Below are 17751 nucleotides of genomic sequence, written 5' to 3' on the forward strand. Positions count from 1 at the left end.
GAAATATTCCCGAAATCTTTCCGCAATTCAGCGTTTCAGAGAGTACCCGGCCTGTCCGTCGACATGCTTGACTCGCTTGGCCAATCCCTCGACCCTGCCCGAAGGGGAACGCGGGTGGCGGGGTTCTGGCCCACATGTCAAAGCTGAGGCTGAATGATGCTGTCCTTGATATCGCCGCGGGCACGCTGACGCGAGGAGGCAATGTCATTCCTCTTCGTGCAAAATCCTACCAGTTGCTCACTTGCTTGGCAGCACGGCCGGGTCAGGTGGTCACTAAGGACGAACTGATGGCGGCTGTGTGGCCTGACGTGTACGTCACAGAAGATTCGCTCACCCAGACCATTCGCGACATTCGGACGGCGGTGAACGATGAAGGGGCACGTCTGATCCAGACTGTAAGGGGGCGCGGATATCTGCTGGATATTTCGACAAATCCACAGATTCAGTCTGCTGCGCCCGATGTCCGGCAGCTTCCGCGATTAGCAATCCTGCCCTTTGCCATGCCGCCCGAGGCGCAGGACATGCGTTTCCGCGCAGACATGTTGCGCGAGGATGTCGCCGGCGGATTGTCACGTTTCAAGACGTTGCGCATGATTTCCAACGGATCGTCGAGTGTCGTGGCAAAGGAAAGCGGCGACCCCGATGTCATCGCCCAGAGGCTCGATGCGGACTATCTGGTCGAAGGCAACGTCTACCCCGCCCCTCAGGGTTTTCAACTGCGCCTGACGCTGACCAGCACGGCCGCACGCACCATGATCTGGAGCGACCTTTTCGATTGTACCGGTGCCGCCCTTTTGGACGCGAGCGGCGAAATCGCGGGACGGATCGTCGGTCGTCTGTTTGCCGGCCTGGAACAGGAGGCGATGGCGCGTGCCAATTCGCGAGCCACTGCGAACCTGACCGCCTACGACCACTTTGCGCGTGGTTACGTGCTGTGGACAACCGACGCGCCGGATATGGTCGGGGTGGCACGCGAGCATTTCCTTGCCGCAACACAGGCCGATCCCGAGTTTGCGGTTGCTTGGACCTATCTGGCCTGGACGGAGGTGTCGGCCAACGACTATGGGGCGGCATCGCAGGAGGTGTTCGCGCGTGCGCTCGAATACGCACGCACGGGCCTGCGGCTTGCTCCCAGCGAGGCGCGGACCTTGTCGGGGCTGGGCTATATCCAGGCCCTCATGCGTGACTTTGCGGCGGCCGAGGCGAACATCCGCAGCGGTCTTGCAATCAACCCCTTCAGTGCCGATACGCTGTTGGACTTCGCGCTCGTCAATATCTGCCGTGGCAGGCCGATGGAGGCTTTGCGGGCTTTGGACCGCATGCGCGAGCTTGATCCAATGCGCGTGGGCATGGAACCACATCTGAGGGGCGAGGCGCTTTATATGGTCGGCCGCTATGCCGAAGCGGTCGAGGTTTTTGCCCGGACCCCCGACCTGCCCGGCAGACGGCGGGCATTCCTGGCTGCCGCCTTTGCCATGGCCGGACGCGAGGATGAGGCAGTCGCCCAGCTTCAAATTGCTGCGCGCAACGAGGAGGAAGAACACTTCCTGGCGCTAGCGCGTGCTTGTTACCGGTACGAGAACAAGTCCGATGATGCACACTTCGAGGAAGGGCTCAAAAAGGCCGTCGCAGCATGGCACGCTGCAAGGCCCACAGGCTTCTGACCTGGGGCCCTAGCCGGTCTAACTGGCTGGCCATCACCCCGCCCGGCTCTGCCGCTTCCGCTCATGCGGATCAAGGAACCGCTTCCTCAGCCGCACGATCTTCGGCGTCACCTCGACCAGTTCGTCATCTTCGACATAGGCGATCGCCTCTTCGAGGCTCATGCGCACCGGCGGCGTCAGGCGGACGGCCTCGTCTGTACCGCTGGCGCGGACGTTCGTCAGTTTCTTGCCTTTCAGCGGGTTCACTTCCAGATCATTGTCGCGGGAATGTTCGCCGATGATCATACCCACATAGACCTGCTCCTGTGCGCCGATGAAGAGCTTGCCGCGCTCTTCGAGGTTCCACAGCGCATAGGCGACCGAAACGCCGTTCTCCATCGAGATCAGGACGCCCACGCGGCGGCCCTGGATCGAGCCCTTGTGCGGTGCCCAGCCGTGGAAGATGCGGTTCAGCACACCGGTGCCGCGCGTGTCGGTCAGGAACTGGCCGTGATAGCCGATGAGGCCGCGCGAGGGGACGTGGGCGACGATGCGGGTCTTACCGACGCCAGCGGGGCGCATCTCGACCAGGTCGCCCTTGCGCTCGCCCGTCAGCTTGTCGATGACCGCGCCGGTATAGTCGTCGTCAACATCGACGATGACCTCCTCGATCGGTTCCATCTTCTGGCCGTTTTCATCGCGGAAGATCACGCGGGGGCGAGAGATCGAGAGTTCAAAACCTTCACGGCGCATGTTCTCGATCAGGACGCCCATCTGCAGTTCGCCCCGGCCCGAGACAATGAAGGCCTCGCCGCCGGGCGTATCCTCGATCTTGATCGCGACATTGCTTTCGGCTTCCTTCAGCAGCCGCTCGCGGATCACGCGGGACTGGACTTTGTTGCCGTCCTTGCCGGCAAGCGGGCTGTCGTTGATGCCGAAGGTGACAGAGATGGTTGGCGGGTCGATCGGCTGGGCGGGAAGCGCGGTGTCGACGTCCAGCGCGCAGAGCGTGTCGGCGACGGTGGCCTTCGACATGCCGGCAATCGTGACGATGTCGCCCGCCTGTGCCTCGTCGACAGCAGTCTGGGCAAGGCCGCGGAAGGCGAGGATCTTGGTGATGCGGAACTGCTCGATCCGCTCGCCGGTGCGGCTCAGCGCCTTGATGCTGTCGCCGACCCGCGCCGTGCCGCTTTCGATGCGGCCCGTCAGGATGCGGCCGATGAACGGGTCGGCCGACAGGGTGGTCGCAAGCATCCGGAACGGTTCTGCCGCCTTCGCGACCTGTTTCGGCGCGGGGACGTGGCGGGTGATGAGGTCGAAGAGCGCGGACAGGTCCTTGCGCGGCCCGTCAAGCTCGTTGTCGGCCCAGCCCGAGCGGCCCGAGGCATAGACATGCGGGAAGTCGAGCTGTTCGTCGCTCGCGCCGAGGTTGGCGAAGAGGTCGAATACCTCGTTCAGCGCCCGGTCGGGTTCGGCGTCAGGTTTGTCGACCTTGTTCAGGACGACGATGGGGCGCAGGCCAAGCGCGAGCGCCTTCGAGGTCACGAACTTCGTCTGCGGCATCGGGCCTTCGGCGGCATCGACCAGAAGGCAGACACCGTCGACCATGTTCAGGATCCGCTCGACCTCGCCGCCGAAATCGGCGTGGCCGGGCGTGTCGACGATATTGATCCGCGTGCCCTTCCATTCGACCGAGGTGCATTTCGCCAGGATGGTGATCCCGCGCTCGCGCTCGATGTCGTTCGAATCCATCGCGCGTTCGGCCACCGCCTGATTTTCGCGGAAGGCGCCCGATTGCTTGAGAAGCTCGTCGACCAGCGTCGTCTTGCCGTGGTCAACGTGCGCGATGATCGCGATGTTGCGAATGTCCATTTAAGTCCGCCGTATCTAGGGTTGGCGGCGGGATAGTGGAAAAGCCCCCGATTGGCCAGAGCCAATCAGGCCGCGACGTAGCGGTCGCGGCGATGATTGACGGCGATTGTCAGGTTCACGACGAGCGCGCCGAGGGCCGAAATCGTGACCGTCGGCACATCACGCAGCATCAGTGCCGCCGCGAAGAGGGCCGCATCGAAGAGGAGCTGTGTCCAGCCCGCGCGAAAGCCGGTCCGGTCCTGCAGGTACAGGGCGACAATCCCGATGCCGCCGAGGCTCGCCCCGTGGCGGAAGAGCGCCAAGAGCGCCGAGCCCGAGATCGCGCCGAATAGGAGCGCGCCGACGATGGGATCGAGGGTTTCAAAGCTGACCCAGCGCGGCATCAACATCGACAGGACAGACATGAGCGTGACCGCCGCGAGGGTCTTTCCCACGAACCGTGCGCCCATGCGCCGGTAGCCGAGCCAGTAGAAGGGCAGGTTGATCGCGAAGAAGACCGGCCCAAACGCCCAACCGGTCGCGTAGGAGACAAGGACGGCAAGCCCCGCCGTCTGGCCGGTGACAAGGCCGAGATGGGTCAGGATGGTGATGGCGAAAGCCGCCATGCCCGCGCCATAGGCAATGCCCTGTGCGTCTTCGAGAAGGCTGTGTTGCTTGGGATCAGTCATGATGGCGACATGCATCGGCAGACATCAGACGTCCAGTGGCCAGCTTGTCGCAGGGTAAGCAGCACCCGGACGAGTCGCGCCGGGTGCTGCCAGAGATGTCAGCCCTTGAGGGCCTTGTTCAGGTATTCGTCGACCTTTTCCAGATAACCCATCGTCGTCAGCCATTTCTGGTCCGGACCGACCAGCAGCGCGAGGTCCTTGGTCATGTGCCCGTCCTCGACTGTCTGCACGGTGACCTTTTCCAGCGTCTGGGCGAAATTGGCGAGCGCCGCGTTGCCATCAAGCTTCGCGCGGTGCTTCAGGCCGCCGGTCCAGGCGTAGATCGAGGCGACAGAGTTCGTGGAGGTCTCCTTGCCCTGCTGGTGCTGGCGGTAGTGGCGGGTGACGGTGCCGTGCGCGGCCTCGGCCTCGACCGTCTGGCCATCGGGTGTCATCAGGACGGACGTCATCAGGCCCAGCGAGCCGAAGCCCTGCGCCACCGTGTCGGACTGCACGTCGCCATCGTAGTTTTTGCACGCCCAGACATAGCCGCCCGACCATTTCAACGCCGAGGCGACCATGTCGTCGATCAGCCGATGTTCGTACGTGATGCCCGCCGCCTTGAACTTGTCGGCGAACTCCTCGTCGAAGACCTTCTGGAACAGGTCCTTGAAGCGGCCGTCATAGGCCTTGAGGATGGTGTTCTTGGTCGAAAGATAGACCGGCCACCCCTTCACGAGGCCATAGTTCATTGAGGCGCGGGCGAAGTCGATAATCGACTGGTCGAGGTTGTACATCGCCATCGTGACACCGGCGCCCGGGGCGTCGAACACGTCTTTCTCGATCACCGTGCCGTCCTCGCCCACGAACTTGATCGTGAGCTTGCCCTTGCCCGGGAAACGGAAATCGGTTGCGCGGTACTGGTCGCCGAAAGCGTGACGGCCGACGACGATGGGCTGGGTCCAGCCTGGCACCAGGCGCGGCACGTTCTTGCAGATGATCGGCTCGCGGAAGATCACGCCGCCGAGGATGTTGCGGATCGTGCCGTTTGGCGACTTCCACATCTGCTTCAGACCGAACTCTTCCACGCGGGCTTCATCCGGGGTGATCGTCGCGCATTTGACGCCGACGCCATGTTTCTGGATCGCATGTGCCGCGTCGATGGTGATCTGGTCGTTGGTGCGGTCCCGCTCTTCAATCCCGAGGTCGTAATAGTGCAGGTCGATGTCGAGATAGGGCAGGATCAGCTTCTTCTTGATGAAGTCCCAGATGATCCGGGTCATCTCGTCGCCGTCAAGCTCGACGACGGGGTTGGCGACTTTGATCTTCGACATGTCTCTCTCTCCGCAGGGCGCATCGCTTGGCGGCTCATAGCTGAAAAGCTCGTGCATGAAAAGGAAGTATGCGATGGTATACTGAAAAAGATGATAAACCACTTCACGAAACGAGTGGCCTGATGCACGTTTGACGAGAGAAGGCGGCAAAATCTGTTTTGCGGGGTGTACCGGCGATGAAACGCATAGCTATTTTCTGTGACGGGACGTGGAACGGGGCCGAAGGCGATTGGCCGACCAATGTGAAGATCCTGGGTTACGCCGCCGCGATGAAGAGCTCGGCCTATCAACAGGTAAGTTACTTCAAGGGCGTCGGCGTGCCTGAAGGCGGCACGTGGCTGGAGCGACTGAACGAGAAGATATCGGGTGGCGCGATGGGATGGGGTCTGGATGCGAAGATCGCGCTGGCCTACGTCGCTCTGGCCAAGGCTTACGAACCAGGTGATCAAGTATTTATTTTCGGATTTTCGCGTGGTGCCTATACGGCGCGTTCGCTTGTGGGGCTGATCCGCTATTCAGGCATTCCGGCCTCTACAGCCAAGTCGGTGATCGATGCCTGCTTCGAGAATTACCGGGGGCAGAATCGAGGTGAAGCGCCCCCTACGGGTCGGTCACTCGCCGATACCGACCACAACCTCGCATTTCGCGCGCGGCTTTCTCCTCACGTCGCGACGAGCGCTTTTGAGCGTGACTGGCGGGTGAAAAGCGGTGAGCAGCCGCTGCCGTTGTTTTCCGTCGCCTACCTTGGGGTGTGGGATACCGTGGGCGCGCTCGGCATCCCCAGTTACTGGGGGCTGCCGGCGCGGATCCTGAACCGCAAATACCGGTTCCATAACACTGATCTCAGTTCACTCGTGCTCTCTGCCCGCCATGCCGTTTCGATCGATGAGAGGCGGAGGCCGTTCGAGCCGACGCTGTGGACCAATCTCGATACACTCGCTGCGGAAGGCGGAGATTACCGGCAGGAATGGTTCGCCGGGGATCACGGATCGGTTGGTGGCGGTGGCGATATCGAAGGGCTTTCGTCAATCACGCTCTCGTGGATAGCTGAAGGCGCGCGCGCAGCGGGGCTGGAGTTCGATGGCGCACGGATGGACGAAGCCTCCGCCCCTTGCGACCCGTTTGCAAAACTCAGGAACCGGTCAGCCACGCCAACGCTCGCCGAGCGCGTCATGAGCATCACCTCGCGGTGGCGGCGGGGACCCACGACAGCTTCGGATGTTTCGCATCCGGTTAAGAGCCGCTGGCTCAAGAAACGGGACTACCGGCCAAAACCGCTGCTCACCGTTGCAGGGGATCTGGACCAGACACCGCTAGCCGATCTCAGGGACTATCGTTGGACTGCGGGTCTGGCCTGACCCGCCAGCTAGCGACCGTCAAACCAAGCAAGGGCAATGGCGCGTACATGATCCCAGATCGCGGGCGCGCCGCGCGCCACCTTGTGGCCGACTCGCGTTTCAAGTTGGTCGAAAGTTACATTGTAGTCGGTCCAGCTGCCGCCGCCCGACGCGATATTGTGGAGGACCGGCTGAACCCGGTCGATCGACTTGGCGAAGATTGCGTCGGGGCTTTCGTTTGCCTCGAACTCTTCCCAAAGCGCGCGCAAGGGGGCGCCGATATCAGGGGGCAGGAGGCCGAAGATCCGGTCGGCGGCACGCGCCTCGGCCTCGGCGACCTCGGCCGATCCGTGCGCCTGACCGTTGGCGGAATGGATCGGCACGTCGCCCGTGTCGATCTCGACCAGATCATGGAGGATCAGCATCTTCACCACCCGGTCGATGCTGACCGCTGGTCCCGCGTGATCGGCCAGCACCATCGCATATAGCGCCAGATGCCAGCTGTGTTCGCCCGAGTTTTCGCGCCGCGACCCGTCGGCGATGGGGGTGGCGCGGAGCACCCGTTTCAGCCGGTCTGCCTCCATCAGGAAGGCGAACTGCTGATCGAGGCGCGCCGTCATCTGGATCAGTGCGAGGCGCTGTCGCGCGGGACTTCGGGTGCGGCGCCGCCCTCGCGCTTGGCCTTCAGCACCGCCTCGATGAAATCGAAGCCGCGCACCGAGGCAAGCCGGATGCGGATCGAGGTCATGAAGGCTTCCTGCATCGAGGGCGACAGCGCGCCGATCACCTTTGCCACGTCATTGTAGAACCGGTCGTTGCCGAGTTCCTCCATCGCCTTCAGCGTCTCGACCGCAAGCTTGTCGCCCAGTTCGTCGACGATGCCCATCGGCCTACCTCGTCTGCTCGCCGAGGCGGCGCTGGACATAGTCTTGCACTGTCTGGATCATCGGCATCATCTGGCTTTCCTCATCCTCGAAGAAATGGCCTGCACCCTCGACCTGATGGTGGGTGATGGTGATGCCCTTTTGGTCGCGAAGCTTGCCCACGAGGTTTGCCGTATCCTTCGGCGGCGCCACCCGGTCGGCGGTGCCGTTGATGATCAGGCCCGAGGAGGGGCAGGGGGCGAGGAAGGAGAAATCGTACATGTTGGCGGGCGGGGCGACCGAGATGAAGCCGGTGATTTCGGGCCGCCGCATCAGAAGCTGCATGCCGATCCAGGCGCCGAAGGAGAAGCCCGCGACCCAACAGTGCTTGGAATTGGGGTTCAGCGTCTGCAGATAGTCGAGCGCCGAGGCAGCGTCGGAAAGCTCGCCGATGCCCTGATCATATTCGCCCTGGCTGCGCCCGACCCCGCGGAAGTTGAAGCGCAGGACGGTGAAGCCAAGCTCATAGAAGGCATAGTGCAACCGGTGGACGACCCGGTTGTTCATCGTGCCGCCGAACTGCGGGTGCGGATGCAGGATGATGGCGATCGGCGCGTCTGGCGCTTTCTGGGCATGGTAACGGCCTTCAAGGCGTCCGTCGGGGCCGGGGAATATCACTTCGGGCATGTCAGTCGCGCGGCTTCTTCTTTGTTGGGGAAGGTGAGGCAGAAGGCGGAGCCATTCTTGACGATTTTTCTCAAGTTCCCTAGAATGGTTCTAAATCGCGGCCGCCCTACCGGGCAGGTCCAGCGGGCCGGATAGGGTGGAGTTAAGCGCGCCGCCGTCCGGCGTCAATGTTTTTGGGGGCCTGAGGGCAATGAAACTCTCGACGAAGGGAAGATATGCGATGGTTGCGCTGACCGATCTTGCCACGGCAGGGCCGGAGACGCTGACCTCGCTGGCCGAGATTTCGCGCAGGCAGGACATCTCGCTGCCCTATCTGGAGCAGCTGTTCGTCAAGCTGCGCCGGGCGGGTCTGGTGGAATCGGCACGGGGGCCGGGCGGCGGCTATCGTCTGGCCAGGGCGCCGGGCGAGATCAGGGTCAGCGATGTTCTGGGCGCGGTCGATGAGACGGTGAGCGCACTGCACACAGGTGCGGGTGCCACAGGCGGCGTGTCGGGCAGCCGGGCGCAATCCTTGACCAACCGTCTGTGGGAGGGGCTTTCGGCGCAGGTCTATGTGTTCTTGCATCAGACGAGCCTCGAGGATGTGATCGGCAATAGTCTGAAGCCCTGCCCGGCGGTGCCCGCGCTTTTCACCGTGGTGGATGAATGAGAGGGTGTGATCCAATTGCGGCGCCTGCGGCGCCACGCCTTTTGTCTCGCCGCCGCGCCGGTGGCGCGGTCGGCTCGGGGTGCCTCCGCCGGGAGAATTTTTGGACAGAGCGTGGAGGCCCGGCGTGAGCGGGCGCGTCTACCTCGACTGGAATGCGACGGCGCCTCTGCGGCCCGAGGCGCGGGACGCGATGGGCGCGGCGATGGATGTCGCGGGCAATGCCTCTTCGGTCCATGCTGAAGGCCGGGCGGCGAAGATGCTGATCGAGCGGTCGCGCGAGGAGATCGCGGCCGTTGTCGGCTGCAAGCCGGTCGAAGTGTACTTTACCTCGGGCGCGACCGAGGCGGCCGGGGTGCTGGCCGGGTTCGAGGCGGTCGAGGTCGAGCCCACGGCGCATGATTGCCTGATCGCCCATGCGAAGGGCGAGGGCGGCATTCTGGCGATGGGGCTGGCCAACAGCGAGACAGGTGCGATCGCGCCGGTGCCCGAGCGCGCCGGACTGCTTCTTGATGTGGTGCAGGCGGTGGGGCGGATGCCCTTTGCCTTCGGCTGGTCGGGGGCGGATTTCGCCATTATCTCGGCCCACAAGCTGGGCGGGCCGAAGGGTGTAGGCGCGCTGATCGTGCGCGAGGGCCTCGATTTTGAAACTCTCCGGCCCGGTGGCGGGCAGGAGAAGGGACGGCGGTCGGGGACCGAGAATGTTATGGGCATCGCCGGTTTTGCCGCGGCGGCGAAGGCCGCGGAGCGCGATCTGGAAGCCGGCGTCTGGGACCGGGTGCGGGCCTTGCGCGACGGGCTTGAGGCGCGGCTGCTGGACGGAGCGCCGGGATCGGTGATCGCCGGGGCGGATGCGGAGCGTTTGCCCAATACAACGCTGATCGTCACGCCCGGCTGGAAGGGCGAGACGCAGGTGATGCAGATGGATCTGGCGGGGTTCGCCGTTTCCGCCGGATCAGCCTGTTCGTCCGGCAAGGTCAGGCTCAGCCGGGTCTTGACGGCGATGGGATTTGACGATCTGGCGGCAGCCTCGGGGTTGAGGATTTCGCTCGGGCCGGTGACGCGCGAAGCGGATGTGACGAGATTTGCCGATGCCTGGCTTCAGGCGCAGGCCCGGTTCCGGGCAAGGGCTGCCTGAGGAAAGACGCGGAAGATATGGAAAAGGAACAGAAAATGGCGCTTGAATCCGAGCAGGTACTTGAGGTCCGCGAGGGCGTTGACCGCGAGACGGTCGAGACCGTGCAGAACATGGGCGCCTACAAATACGGCTGGAATACCGAGATCGAGATGGAGTACGCGCCCATTGGCGTGAACGAGGATATCGTCCGCCTCATCTCGGCCAAGAACGACGAGCCCACGTGGATGACCGACTGGCGGTTGCAAGCTTTCCGGCGCTGGCAGGCGATGGAAGAGCCGAAATGGGCGATGCTCCATTATCCAGAAATCGACTATCAGTCGCAGTATTATTACGCCAAGCCCAAGAGCATGGCGGAAAAGCCGAAATCCTTGGATGAGGTCGATCCGAAGCTGCTCGCCACCTACGAAAAGCTTGGCATCCCCTTGAAGGAACAGATGATTCTGGCCGGCGTCGAGGGGGCGGATGGCGTGCCGTCCGAGGGCCGCAAGGTTGCCGTCGATGCGGTCTTCGACAGCGTGTCGGTGGGTACGACCTTCAAGGAAGAGCTGAAGAAGGCGGGCGTCATCTTCTGTTCGATCTCCGAGGCGATCCGCGAATATCCCGATCTGGTGAAGCAATATTTGGGCTCGGTCGTGCCGCAGTCGGACAATTTCTTCGCTACGCTGAATTCGGCGGTCTTCTCGGATGGCTCCTTCGTTTATATCCCGCCGAACACCCGCTGCCCGATGGAACTATCGACCTATTTCCGCATCAATGCGGAAAATACAGGCCAGTTCGAGCGTACGCTGATCATCGCCGACAAGGGGTCTTATGTCAGCTATCTGGAAGGCTGCACGGCGCCGAAGCGCGACACCGCGCAGCTGCATGCGGCGGTGGTCGAGATCGTCATCCTTGAGGATGCCGAGGTGAAATATTCGACCGTGCAGAACTGGTTCCCGGGCGACGAGGAAGGCAAGGGCGGCATCTACAATTTCGTGACCAAGCGCGCCGATTGCCGGGGCGACCGGTCCAAGGTGATGTGGACACAGGTCGAGACCGGGTCGGCGATAACCTGGAAATATCCGTCCTGCATCCTCAGGGGCGAGGCGAGCCAGGGCGAGTTCTATTCGATCGCCATCGCCAACAACATGCAGCAGGCCGACACCGGCACCAAGATGGTGCATCTGGGTAAGAATTCGCGCTCGCGCATCGTGTCGAAGGGAATTTCGGCGGGCAAGGCGCAGAACACCTACCGTGGGCTTGTCAGCATGCACCCGAAGGCGAAGAACAGCCGCAACTATACCCAGTGCGACAGCCTGCTGATCGGTGACAAGTGCGGGGCGCATACGGTTCCCTATATCGAGGTCAAGAACAACTCCTCGCGCGTTGAGCATGAAGCGACGACCTCGAAGGTCGATGACGATCAGCTGTTCTACTGCCGCTCGCGCGGGATGGATGAGGAAGAGGCGGTGGCGCTTGTGGTGAACGGCTTCTGCCGCGAGGTGCTGCAGGCCCTGCCGATGGAGTTCGCAATGGAGGCGCAGAGCCTTGTGGCGATCAGTCTTGAGGGAAGTGTGGGGTGATGAGCGCCGCAAGCTTCATTGACCTTGCTTTCACGCCATTGGCGGGCGGCATCGGCGCTTGGCTTGGTTTCGTCGCGCTTGCTCGACGGAAGGATGCGGCAGGTGAAACTGTCGCGGTGCGACCGGTCGTCGTTGGAGTCATCGTTGCAGTCGCGCTTCTCGCGGCGAAACTGGTGCCCTTGCTCCGAGCGAGTTGATGGAAATGATCAAGGATTCCAGATGATTGTCACCACCACACCCTCCGTCGAGGGCCAGAAGATCACCCGCTACCACGGGATTGTCACCGGCGAGGCGATCCTTGGGGCGAATATCTTTCGTGACCTCTTCGCCCAGGTCCGCGACATCGTCGGCGGTCGCTCGGCCGCCTATGAGCAGGAACTGGGACGGGCGCGCGAAACCGCACTGCGCGAGATGGAGGATCGGGCGGCAGCGATGGGCGCCGATGCCATTGTGGGTGTCGACCTTGATTATGAGGTGATCAACAACATGCTGATGGTCTCGGCCTCCGGCACCGCCGTGTCGCTGGGCAAGGCCTGACATGCGCGCTATCGCGGCCATACGCACCAACAGGTGGGGTGAAGAGGAGGCGCGGCTTTTCTCGGCACTTCGGCCGGTGTTCGGTTCGGAATTGGCGGTGGTCTTCCACAATCGGCCGACAGACCTTTCCTTGCCTTTGCCGGTCGTGGATATCGGATCGGACTGGGTGACGGGGGCGGGGCTGGCGGCTGTGCCCGATTGGGGGTGGCGCTGCGGCGATTATTTCTACTATGCGCTGCGCGCGGCACGGCCGGACTATGACCAGTACTGGCTGATCGAGCCCGACGTCCATTTCACCAGCTCCCCCGCGGATTTCTTCGCGCGTTTTTCAAGCGTGACGGCGGATGTGCTGGCGTATGATCTTGGACCTTTCACCCGGGACATCCGCTTCACGAGGGGGCTGCCCGGGCTCAGCCACTATCAGGCGGTCTTTGCCATGACCCGGTTTTCGGGGCGGGCGCTTGACCGGCTTTTCGCCGCACGGCGGGATCTGTCGAGCCGTCCCGTTTCGCTGCGGAACTATCCAAACGATGAAATCTTTAGCTTCTCCAAGGTGATGAACGATTCGGATCTGGACTGCCGCCGCCTTGAGGAGTTTGCGGCCGATTGGTACGAAGAGAGCCAGTTCACGTCTGATCCCGATTTGTTGTACGATATGGTCGAGGCGTCTGCGCCTGCGGGAAAAGTCTTGCATCCCGTCCGCAGCCGAGGTGCGTTTGTGCGTTCCCTCGGCATGAGATTGTCGGCCAACACTGGAATCCTGAGCCGAATGGACGCGAGTATCGAGGCGCTTTCAGCCGAGGATATTGAGCGTGTGGCGCAGATATCGGCCGACAATGTACGTGCGGCATTGCAGGCCGTGCAACGCCGTCGCGCGCGCGGGCGCAGACGCGAGGCGCGAAACGCATGACCTCAGGTAAACTTTTGACCGTTCGGTGTGAATTGTGGCGAGGCTCGTCCAGAAGCGCCACAATGATTAGCGCTTTCAATCCTGAATTCCGCCAAGAATCTCCGTCAGTGTCGCGTCAAAGAATAAGACGGTGGCGACGGGATGACGGTGGCTGTGCTCGATCAGAAGGCAGCATTTGCGGAACGGCTGAAGCGGATCGGCTCCGGTCAGCAGTTCGAGCATGCCGACGTCGTTGGTTATCAAACCCAGAAGGCCTGGAAGCGCAAATATGGCGAAAAGGCGAAGCGGCCGAAACGGTCATTCGCCGACCGGCTGATGATTCTCGTCGCCTTCCTGTGCGGTGCATCCGCAGTTCTGTCGGGCAAGCTTGGCTATTTCTACCTGTCCAAACTCTCCGGACTGCCCGAAGCATTCTACGGGCTGAACGGGCGCGGCATGGCCTTGTTCGCCTTCGTCATGGCGCTGATCCTGATCGTGGTCTTCCAGCTCTTTACGCGCGGGCGGCTGCAGTCGCTGGCGCTCGGCTGCGCGCTGATGCATTTCGGCGAGGCCGCGGTGGCGCAGACTGTGCCGGAACTTTACGCCGAGATCTTCGCGGCGGACTATGTGGCGACGATAGCCGACATGTCGGCCGGTACGCCCCAGAGCTAAGTCATACCTATCCGATGAACCCTGCGGCCCGGGCGGGTGCCCGTCTGGCCGCCTATCCGCATTTGTGAAAGAGGCTCCGATGCTTGAGATCAAGAACCTGCATGTGAAACTGGAAGAAGAGGACAAGCCCATCCTCAAGGGGCTCGACCTCAAGGTCGGCTCGGGCGAGGTGCATGCGATCATGGGGCCGAACGGCTCGGGCAAGTCGACGCTCTCTTATGTGCTGTCGGGCCGGGACGGTTATGAAGTGACGGACGGTGCGGCCTCGCTTGACGGTGAAAGCCTGCTGGAGATGGAGCCGGAGGAGCGCGCAGCGGCGGGTCTCTTCCTTGCATTCCAGTATCCGGTCGAAATTCCGGGCGTGGGTAACATGACCTTCCTGCGCACCGCGCTCAATGCGCAGCGCAAGGCGCGCGGTGAGACGGAACTGAGCGCGGGCGATTTCCTAAAGCTGGTGCGCGAGAAGGCCAAGGCGCTGAAGATCGACGCCGAGATGCTGAAGCGCCCCGTGAATGTGGGCTTTTCGGGCGGCGAGAAGAAGCGCAACGAGATCCTGCAGATGGCGATGCTGGAGCCGCGCATGTGCATCCTCGACGAGACCGATTCAGGCCTAGATGTCGATGCGATGAAGCTTGTGGCCGACGGCGTGAATGCGTTGCGGTCCAAGGACCGGTCGTTCTTGGTCATCACCCATTACCAGCGGCTGCTTGATCATATCGTGCCCGACGTGGTCCATATCATGGCCGAGGGCCGGATCGTGAAGACCGGCGGGCCGGACCTGGCGCTTGAGGTCGAACAGAACGGCTATGCTGACATTCTGGCCGGGGCGAACTGATGGCGGCCCCGATGCGAAAGGATGCCGGGCGCGACAGCACGACGGCAGAACGGCTTGCGGCGCTCGACCTGCCGACGGGCGGCTTTACCGCGCCCGCGCGTGCGGCGGCCTTGGCGCGGTTCAGGGAAATGGGCCTGCCGGGGCGGCGCGATGAATATTGGCGCTTCACCGATCCTGCGCCACTGAATGCGACTTCGGCGCCCGAGGCCGCGCTCTTCACGGGCTTGGTGGAACCGCAACTTTTCGGTGAGCGCGACCGGATCGTCCTGACCTTCGTCGACGGGGAATTCGACCCGGCGCAATCCTCGCCGAATGTCGCCGCCGAGGGGTTGGAGATTTCGCGTCTCGCCGAGGCGGATCGTGTCGACCTGCATTGGGCGCAAGGCCTGTATGGCGTGCTGGAAGCGGCGGGCCAGCGGCCTGTCCCGCGCCCCTTCGCAGCGCTGAACACGGCGGCGGCGAGTGACGGCGTCCTGATCCGCGCGACGGGCAAGGTCGACCGCCCCGTTCACCTGATCTATGTCCATGCCGATACGCAGTCTGACGCGATATTGCATCATTGCGTTCGCGTGGAGGCGGGGGCGGAGCTGACGGTGCTGGAAACCGGCCCGGCGGCGGCGCGCTTCAGCAAGGTGATGGAGGTCGATGTCGCCGATGGCGGCCGTTTCCACCATATCCGCGCCCAGGGACGCGACCATTCCCGCCGCGCGATCACCCATATCTTCGCGCGTCTCGGGGCCGAGGCACTTTTCAAGAGCTTTACGCTGACCGCGAATGGCGTCCTGACCCGGAACGAGGCAGTGATCACGCTTGCAGGCGACGGCGCCGTCGCCCATGTCGCCGGCGCGGCGCTTGGCGATGGCGCGACCGGCGCTTTCCATCACGATGACACGGTCTTCGTCACGCATGAGGCGGAGGGCTGCGAAAGTCGTCAGGTCTTCAAGAAAGTGCTCAGGAACGGCGCGGTCGGCGTCTTTCAGGGCAAGATCCTCGTCCGGCAGGGCGCGCAGAAGACCGATGGCTATCAGATCAGCCAGTCGCTGCTGTTGGACGAGGACAGCCAGTTCCTGGCAAAGCCTGAACTGGAAATCTACGCCGATGACGTGAAATGCTCGCACGGCTCCACCACCGGCGCCATCGACGAGACCGCGCTTTTCTACCTGCGCTCGCGCGGCGTCCCGCGCGAAGAGGCGCAGTCGCTTCTGGTCCTCTCCTTCCTCGCCGACGCGATCGCCGAGATCGAGGATGAGGGCCTGCAGGCCGAGATCGTCGGGCGGCTGGAGAATTGGCTCGCCCGCAGGCGCAAGGGATGACCGTCACGGCTGAAATCCTCGCCACCTGGCGCGACCCGGCGGGCCCGGTCGGGCGGCTGGTGGCGACCGGCCCGCGCGAAGACCGGTCGCTTGCCATCCTGATGGCGGCGGCGGTCCTGATGTTCGTCGCACGCGCCCCCTCGGTCGCGCGCGCGGCGCATCTTGACCCGTCCGCACCTCTGGACGCGCGGCTTGGCATCACGCTGTTCGCGATGCTTTTCCTCTTGCCCTTGCTGGCCTACGGGCTCGCCCTTGCCCTGCACCTTTGCCTGCGTGCGCTCGGGCGGCAGGGCGCGGCCTCAGGCGCAAGGATCGCACTCTTCTGGTCCTTCCTCGCACTCAGCCCGGCGCTTCTCTTGCAGGGCCTTGCCGAGGGGATGCTCGGCCAGACCGGGGCGGTGCGTGCGCTTGGCCTTCTGGTCTTTGCGGCCTTTCTCTGGTTTCTCCTGCGCGGCCTCGCCGCTGCCTATCCGCGCGCAGATTGAAGGACAAAATGTACGACGTCGAACAGATCCGCGCCGATTTCCCGATCCTCTCGCGTCAGGTGAACGGCCGCCCGCTTGTCTATCTCGACAATGGCGCCTCGGCCCAGAAGCCGCGCGCGGTGATCGAGGCGATGAACCTTGCCTATTCCGAGGAATATGCGAACGTCCATCGCGGCCTGCATTACCTGTCGAACCTCGCGACCGAGAAGTACGAAAGCGTGCGCGGCATCGTTGCCCGCTTCCTTGGCGTGAGGGACGAAAGCGAGATCGTCTTCACCACCGGTACGACCGAGGGGATCAATCTTGTCTCCTACGCCTGGGCGGCGCCGCGGTTGCAAGCCGGGGACGAGATCGTTCTTTCGGTGCTGGAACATCACGCCAATATCGTGCCCTGGCACTTCCTGCGCGAACGTCAGGGCGTGGTGCTGAAATGGGTGGAGCCGGAGGCGGACGGCGGGCTTGACCCTCAGAAGGTCATCGACGCCATAGGCCCGAAGACCCGTCTTGTCGCCGTCACCCAGATGTCGAACGTGACCGGCGCGCGGGTGGATGTCGCGGCGATCGGGCTTGCCTGCAAGGCGCGCGGCGTGCCCCTGCTGGTCGATGGCTCGCAAGGCTCGGTCCATGCGCCTGTGTCGGTGCCCGACCTGCACTGCGATTTCTACGCGATCACCGGTCACAAGCTTTATGGCCCCTCGGGGTCAGGCGCGATCTGGATCGCGAAGGAGCGGATGGCAGAGATGCGCCCCTTCCTCGGCGGCGGCGACATGATCCGCGAAGTGTTCCGCGACCGGGTTACCTATGCCGATCCGCCGATGAAGTTCGAGGCGGGCACGCCCGGCATCGTCCAGCAGATCGGCATGGGCGTGGCGCTTGACTATCTCATGGCCCTCGGGATGAAGAATGTGGCGGCGCATGAGGCCTCCTTGCGGGACTATGCGCTGGAGCGGTTCAAGGGCCTGAACTGGCTAAACCTTCAGGGCACGAGCCGGGACAAGGGCGCGATCTTTTCCTTCACGCTGGACGGCGCGGCGCATGCGCACGATCTGTCGACCGTCCTCGACAAGAAAGGGATCGCGGTGCGCGCGGGCACCCATTGCGCCATGCCGCTTCTTCAGCACTTCGGCGTCAGCGCCACCTGCCGCGCCTCCTTCGGCCTTTATAACACCCGCGCCGAGGTCGATGCGCTGGTCGAGGCGCTGGAATTTTGCCACGAGCTTTTCGGCTGAAGCCTTTCAGCAGACCGGCGCCAACTATTTTCCATGGCCCGTTGAAACCCGCGCCCGCACTG

Annotated in this window: 19 protein-coding genes; 13 read left to right on the forward strand and 6 right to left on the reverse strand. The window is 63.2% G+C overall.

Going from position 1 to position 17751, the window contains the following annotated elements; all coding sequences use genetic code 11:
* Positions 1–134: 134 nt before the first annotated feature.
* Positions 135–1664, forward strand: coding sequence for a winged helix-turn-helix domain-containing tetratricopeptide repeat protein (locus tag OU426_RS01335; RefSeq protein WP_267632047.1), 1530 nt, complete (start codon positions 135–137; stop codon positions 1662–1664).
* Positions 1665–1697: 33 nt separating this feature from the next.
* Here the strand turns inward: OU426_RS01335 and typA are convergent, their stop codons facing one another.
* The 3 genes from typA to OU426_RS01350 all read right to left on the reverse strand — a co-directional run bounded on the left by typA (position 1698) and on the right by OU426_RS01350 (position 5496).
* A complete protein-coding gene (gene typA / locus OU426_RS01340) occupies positions 1698–3515 on the reverse strand; it encodes a translational GTPase TypA (RefSeq protein ID WP_267632048.1) in 1818 nt (605 codons plus the stop codon).
* A 65-nt stretch (positions 3516–3580) separates the two neighbouring features.
* Positions 3581–4183, reverse strand: coding sequence for a YitT family protein (locus OU426_RS01345; protein ID WP_267632049.1), 603 nt, complete (start codon positions 4181–4183; stop codon positions 3581–3583).
* A 98-nt stretch (positions 4184–4281) separates the two neighbouring features.
* Complete coding sequence (locus OU426_RS01350; RefSeq protein WP_267632050.1) at positions 4282–5496, reverse strand: NADP-dependent isocitrate dehydrogenase; 1215 nt, start codon at positions 5494–5496, stop codon at positions 4282–4284.
* A gap of 176 nt (positions 5497–5672) precedes the next feature.
* On the opposite strand from OU426_RS01350, the gene OU426_RS01355 reads away from it, so the two are divergent.
* Entirely contained in the window at positions 5673–6854 is a 1182-nt protein-coding gene (locus OU426_RS01355) for a T6SS phospholipase effector Tle1-like catalytic domain-containing protein (RefSeq protein ID WP_267632051.1), read from the forward strand.
* 8 nt (positions 6855–6862) lie between these two features.
* On the opposite strand, the gene OU426_RS01360 is transcribed toward OU426_RS01355, so the two are convergent.
* Genes OU426_RS01360 through OU426_RS01370 form a run of 3 tightly spaced genes read right to left on the reverse strand, consistent with a single transcriptional unit; the run spans position 6863 to position 8383 of the window.
* Positions 6863–7453: an HD domain-containing protein gene (locus OU426_RS01360; RefSeq protein ID WP_267632052.1), complete on the reverse strand. Its 591-nt coding sequence runs from the start codon at positions 7451–7453 to the stop codon at positions 6863–6865.
* Between the two features lie 5 nt (positions 7454–7458).
* A complete protein-coding gene (locus tag OU426_RS01365; protein ID WP_267632053.1) occupies positions 7459–7719 on the reverse strand; it encodes a hypothetical protein in 261 nt (86 codons plus the stop codon).
* A 4-nt stretch (positions 7720–7723) separates the two neighbouring features.
* Positions 7724–8383, reverse strand: coding sequence for an alpha/beta hydrolase (locus tag OU426_RS01370; RefSeq protein WP_267632054.1), 660 nt, complete (start codon positions 8381–8383; stop codon positions 7724–7726).
* Between the two features lie 190 nt (positions 8384–8573).
* On the opposite strand from OU426_RS01370, the gene iscR reads away from it, so the two are divergent.
* From iscR to OU426_RS01425, 11 genes are all read left to right on the forward strand, one after another.
* Positions 8574–9032: a Fe-S cluster assembly transcriptional regulator IscR gene (iscR, locus tag OU426_RS01375; protein WP_267632055.1), complete on the forward strand. Its 459-nt coding sequence runs from the start codon at positions 8574–8576 to the stop codon at positions 9030–9032.
* A 124-nt stretch (positions 9033–9156) separates the two neighbouring features.
* Positions 9157–10167 carry a cysteine desulfurase family protein gene (locus OU426_RS01380; RefSeq protein WP_267632056.1) on the forward strand — a complete coding sequence of 337 codons (1011 nt, stop codon included), beginning with the start codon at positions 9157–9159 and terminating at the stop codon, positions 10165–10167.
* A gap of 35 nt (positions 10168–10202) precedes the next feature.
* Positions 10203–11729: a Fe-S cluster assembly protein SufB gene (gene sufB / locus OU426_RS01385; RefSeq protein ID WP_267632057.1), complete on the forward strand. Its 1527-nt coding sequence runs from the start codon at positions 10203–10205 to the stop codon at positions 11727–11729.
* Entirely contained in the window at positions 11729–11926 is a 198-nt protein-coding gene (locus tag OU426_RS01390) for a hypothetical protein (RefSeq protein ID WP_267632058.1), read from the forward strand. The genes sufB and OU426_RS01390 overlap by 1 nt, the downstream gene beginning before the upstream one ends.
* Before the next feature lie 22 nt (positions 11927–11948).
* Positions 11949–12266, forward strand: coding sequence for a heavy metal-binding domain-containing protein (locus OU426_RS01395; protein ID WP_267632059.1), 318 nt, complete (start codon positions 11949–11951; stop codon positions 12264–12266).
* Between the two features lies 1 nt (position 12267).
* On the forward strand, positions 12268–13176 hold the full coding sequence (locus OU426_RS01400; RefSeq protein WP_267632060.1) for a component of SufBCD complex: 909 nt from the start codon (positions 12268–12270) through the stop codon (positions 13174–13176).
* 141 nt (positions 13177–13317) lie between these two features.
* Entirely contained in the window at positions 13318–13827 is a 510-nt protein-coding gene (locus OU426_RS01405; protein ID WP_267632061.1) for a hypothetical protein, read from the forward strand.
* 79 nt (positions 13828–13906) lie between these two features.
* A complete protein-coding gene (gene sufC / locus OU426_RS01410; protein ID WP_267632062.1) occupies positions 13907–14662 on the forward strand; it encodes a Fe-S cluster assembly ATPase SufC in 756 nt (251 codons plus the stop codon).
* A gap of 11 nt (positions 14663–14673) precedes the next feature.
* Entirely contained in the window at positions 14674–15975 is a 1302-nt protein-coding gene (locus tag OU426_RS01415; RefSeq protein WP_267632063.1) for a SufB/SufD family protein, read from the forward strand.
* The gene (locus tag OU426_RS01420; protein ID WP_267632064.1) at positions 15972–16460 is read left to right on the forward strand and encodes a YIP1 family protein; all 489 of its coding nucleotides are present in this window, start codon (positions 15972–15974) and stop codon (positions 16458–16460) included. The genes OU426_RS01415 and OU426_RS01420 overlap by 4 nt, the downstream gene beginning before the upstream one ends.
* An 8-nt stretch (positions 16461–16468) precedes the next feature.
* A complete protein-coding gene (locus OU426_RS01425) occupies positions 16469–17689 on the forward strand; it encodes a cysteine desulfurase (protein WP_267632065.1) in 1221 nt (406 codons plus the stop codon).
* Positions 17690–17751: the final 62 nt, after the last annotated feature.

Origin of the sequence: Frigidibacter sp. RF13 (genome assembly GCF_026626305.1) — a bacterium.
In the GTDB taxonomy this organism is placed as follows: domain Bacteria; phylum Pseudomonadota; class Alphaproteobacteria; order Rhodobacterales; family Rhodobacteraceae; genus TMP-24.